Source organism: Micromonospora sp. NPDC003776 (assembly GCF_053605645.1).
In genome coordinates, this window is sequence record NZ_JBSGJR010000668.1 from 1 (window position 1) to 3,398 (window position 3,398).

General features: G+C 74.0%; 3 protein-coding genes. All 3 read left to right on the forward strand.

Going from position 1 to position 3,398, the window contains the following annotated elements; genetic code table 11:
- Window positions 1-214 precede the first annotated feature (214 nt).
- Window positions 215-658 (forward strand): hypothetical protein, encoded by a 444-nt coding sequence (locus ACWEVO_RS32995; protein ID WP_452311347.1) that lies wholly within the window; start codon window positions 215-217, stop codon window positions 656-658.
- A 13-nt stretch (window positions 659-671) separates the two neighbouring features.
- Window positions 672-2,093 carry a hypothetical protein gene (locus ACWEVO_RS33000; RefSeq protein WP_452311348.1) on the forward strand — a complete coding sequence of 474 codons (1,422 nt, stop codon included), beginning with the start codon at window positions 672-674 and terminating at the stop codon, window positions 2,091-2,093.
- Window positions 2,094-2,103: 10 nt separating this feature from the next.
- Window positions 2,104-3,398 (forward strand): type VII secretion-associated serine protease mycosin (gene mycP, locus ACWEVO_RS33005; RefSeq protein ID WP_452311349.1); only part of this gene is annotated, 1,295 nt, incomplete at its 3' end.

Sequence of the window (3,398 nt, forward strand, 5' to 3'; positions counted from 1 at the left end):
CCCTCTTTCCCTACCCCACGGTCTTCCGTACTGCGCCGCCGCCGACCGACCCGCAGCGCGTGAACCCCTGGGGTTCCCGCGCTCCGTCGCATCCGCGAGCGGTTGTCCCATCGGCGTTCCGTGACGTGGGGTGGGGGTGCCTCGACTGGCCGTCACTCGATACGCTGCGTCCGTATTGGACCGACCGGGGGTCGGCAGCGGGGAGGGCAGCAGCATGGGTGACATCAGGCCGCCGGACACCGGCGATCTGCACGTCAGCGTCGAGGACCTCGACGCCGCGGCGGAGTACGTCGAGCGCTTGAAGCAGTACGTCGACGACACCATCAGCTACGAGATGGAACGCATCAAGGAGCGGATGAAGGGCGACAGCAACAACGCGCAGACCGTCCCGAACGGCACCCCCTTCGGCGCGTACGAGGACGCGCGGATGCAGTGGCAGGCGCTGACCACGTCCACGGCCAACATGGAGGCGCACCTCAAGGCGCTCTCCGGCAAGCTCGCGGCGCTGAAGAAGGGCACGGAGGACATCGCCCAGGCGTTCCGCGACACCGAGGCGCGCAACGCCGCCAACGGCAAGCAGATCGAGCGGATGCTCGAGTCCGCCGCGCCGCCGCCGACCGCGGGCGGCCAGCCGCCCACCTACCCGTACACGGCCTGAGGGGGAGACGACCATGGCAGGAGGGACCTGGGAGCGGTGCGTCCGCGAGGTGACGCTCTCCGCGGACCCGGATACCGTGGGTTCGGTCGGGGTGGGGTGGAACAACCTCGGCACCGGCCTGGGGCACCTGCGGGACGCGCTGGTCGGACGGTCGTTCGTCGGCCCGATCGCGCCGGGCACGGAGCGCCCGCACACCGGCGGCCTCACCGACATGCTCGGCGGCTGGAAGGGCAGCGGCGGCGACGCGTACCGGGAGCACCTGGGTGACATCGGCAAGGACATCGAGGACCTGATCACCCACGCCACCAACGTCAGCGGCGCGTTGTCCCGGATCGAGGGGGACATCCGCAAGTCGGTCGCCAGCATCCCGATCCCGCTGATGGACGACTTCGGCTGGAACGAGTGGAGCCTGCCCAACGGCACCGAACTGGACGACGCCCGGGACGGTGAGAGCGCCTCGGGCTTCCTCGCCGCGCTGCGCAAGGACTACCAGAGCAACCCGGCGTCGTACGCCGACGGCGCGTTCCGCGACAAGGCCGACGACCTCGAAGCGACCATGAAGATCGACGGCAACGCCGAGGACCACAAGCGGGGCGGCTGGTGGGACACGAAGTCCCATCTGGACAACTGGTACCGGGACAACCAGACGGCGGCCAACTCCGCCATGTCCCCGCTGCCCACGGCGGTGGAGACCGAGCGGCCCAAGCTGGTCGTACCCGGGCCGGACAGCGGCAGCACCGACGGCTACCGGCCGGACGACCGGACCCCGCCCTCCGGATATCCGGGTGGCGGTGGCGGCGCCGGCGGCGGCGGTGGTGGCATCGGCGGCGGTGGCGGGATGCCCGGCCTCGGCAGTACGGGGATCGGCGGTGGCGGGGGCGCGTCGTACGGCGGGGGCCACTCGTCCATCGCGCCGCCCCCCGGCGGCAACTTCGGTAGCGGCAGCCCCGGCGGCGGTTCCCACCTGCCGTCCACCGGCGCCGGCCTGCCGGGCGGCGGCACGCCCGACTACGGCACCGGCCTGGCCGGCGCCGGCGCACCGTCCCTCAGCACCGGCTACGGCGGCCCTGGTCTGGGCGGCTCCCCGGGCCTGGGCGGCGGGGGTGGCGGCATCGGCGGTGGCGTCGGCTCGGCCGGCGGGATCGGCGGTGGGGGTCTCGGCGCGGCCGGCGGCGTCGGCATGGCCGGCGTCCCGGGCATGGTCGGCGGGGGCAACGGCAAGGTGCCGCCGATGACCAGCGCGGCCAGCGCCCTGCGCAACGCGGCCGGCGCCGGTGCGGGCGCGAACGGCCTGCGCGGCGGGATGATGGGCGGCATGGGCGGTCACGGTGGCGCCGGGCACGGTGGCGCCGGCACCGAGCACTCGTCGTGGTTGACTGAGGACGACGATCCGTGGGGCACCGGTGACGCGGCGTCCCCGGGCATCCTGCGATGAGGACGGACGGATGAGGTTGAACGTCGGCGCGCTCCGGCCGGTCCCGGCCGCCCTGGTGGCCGGTCTCCTGGTGCTGGGGGCCGCCCAACCGGCGGCCGCCGCACCCCGGCGGGCCGAGCAGTGGTACCTGGACGAACTCCGGATCGCCCAGGTGCACAAGCTCTCCACCGGGCAGGGCGTGGTCGTCGCGGTGGTGGACAGCGGCGTGGACGCCACCCATCCCGACCTTCGCGGTCGGGTGCTGGCCGGTGGTCGCAGCTACGGCGCCCCGGGCGACGGGCGGGCGGACGAGGAGGGTCACGGCACCCACATGTCCGGCATCATCGCCGCCACCAACGCCGGCAGCGACGGCGTGGACGGTATCGCCCCGGGCGCGCAGATCCTGCCCATCAAGATCAAGAAGGGTGGCGGGACGAACACCGACGAGGCGTCGGCCCGCGGCATCCGGATGGCGGTCGACGGCGGCGCCAAGGTGATCAACCTGTCCTACGGGGCGATGGGCGCGGCCAGCGCGGGAGAGCAGGAGGCCATCCGGTACGCCCTCTCGCGCGACGTCGTGGTGGTGGCCGCCGCCGGCAACACCGCCCGGGGGGACTCCGGCATCATCAACCCGGCCAACGTCCCGGGCGTGATCGCCGTGACCGGGACGACCCGGGGCGGGGCGTTCTGGTCCGGCTCGACGCAGGGGCCGGAGGCGGTCGTCGCCGCGCCGGGCGACGGCATCTACAACGTCGGCCCCCGCCACGGCTACGGCTGGGGTGACGGCACCTCCGACTCCAGCGCGATCGTCTCCGGGGTCGCGGCGCTGATCCGGTCGAAGTACCCGGACCTCGACGCGCCGAACGTGGTCAACCGGATCATCCGGACGGCCCGGGACGCGGGCGCGCCCGGCCGGGACCCGCAGTACGGCTTCGGTCGGATCGACCCGGTCGCCGCGCTGACCGCGAACGTGCCGAAGGTTTCCGCGAACCCGCTCCTGGACCCGAAGGCGGCGAGCCCCGCTGCGCCGCAGGCGGGGGAGGACGACAACTTCGACGTGACCCAGTACGGCGACCGGGGCGGGCCGACCGACCAGCAGGTCATGGTCATCGGCATCGGCATCGCCGTGGTGCTGGTGATCCTGCTGGCCCTGGCGATCTTCCTGATCTGGAACCGCCGCCGGTACCGCCGCGAGGCGACCCGGGTGGCCGACGTCCCGGACGAGGTGCTCGACCGGATGGCCGCCCAGGGGCACCCGCCGGTGCCGGCCAGCCACGGTCCGCCGGGGGCTCCGCTCCAGGGCGGCTACGGCCCGCCGGGTGGCCC

Coding starts and splice junctions, on each gene's coding strand:
- ACWEVO_RS32995 (WP_452311347.1), top strand. CDS start 215: ATGGGTGACATCAGGCCGCCGGACACCGGCGATCTGCACGTCAGCGTC.
- ACWEVO_RS33000 (WP_452311348.1), top strand. CDS start 672: ATGGCAGGAGGGACCTGGGAGCGGTGCGTCCGCGAGGTGACGCTCTCC.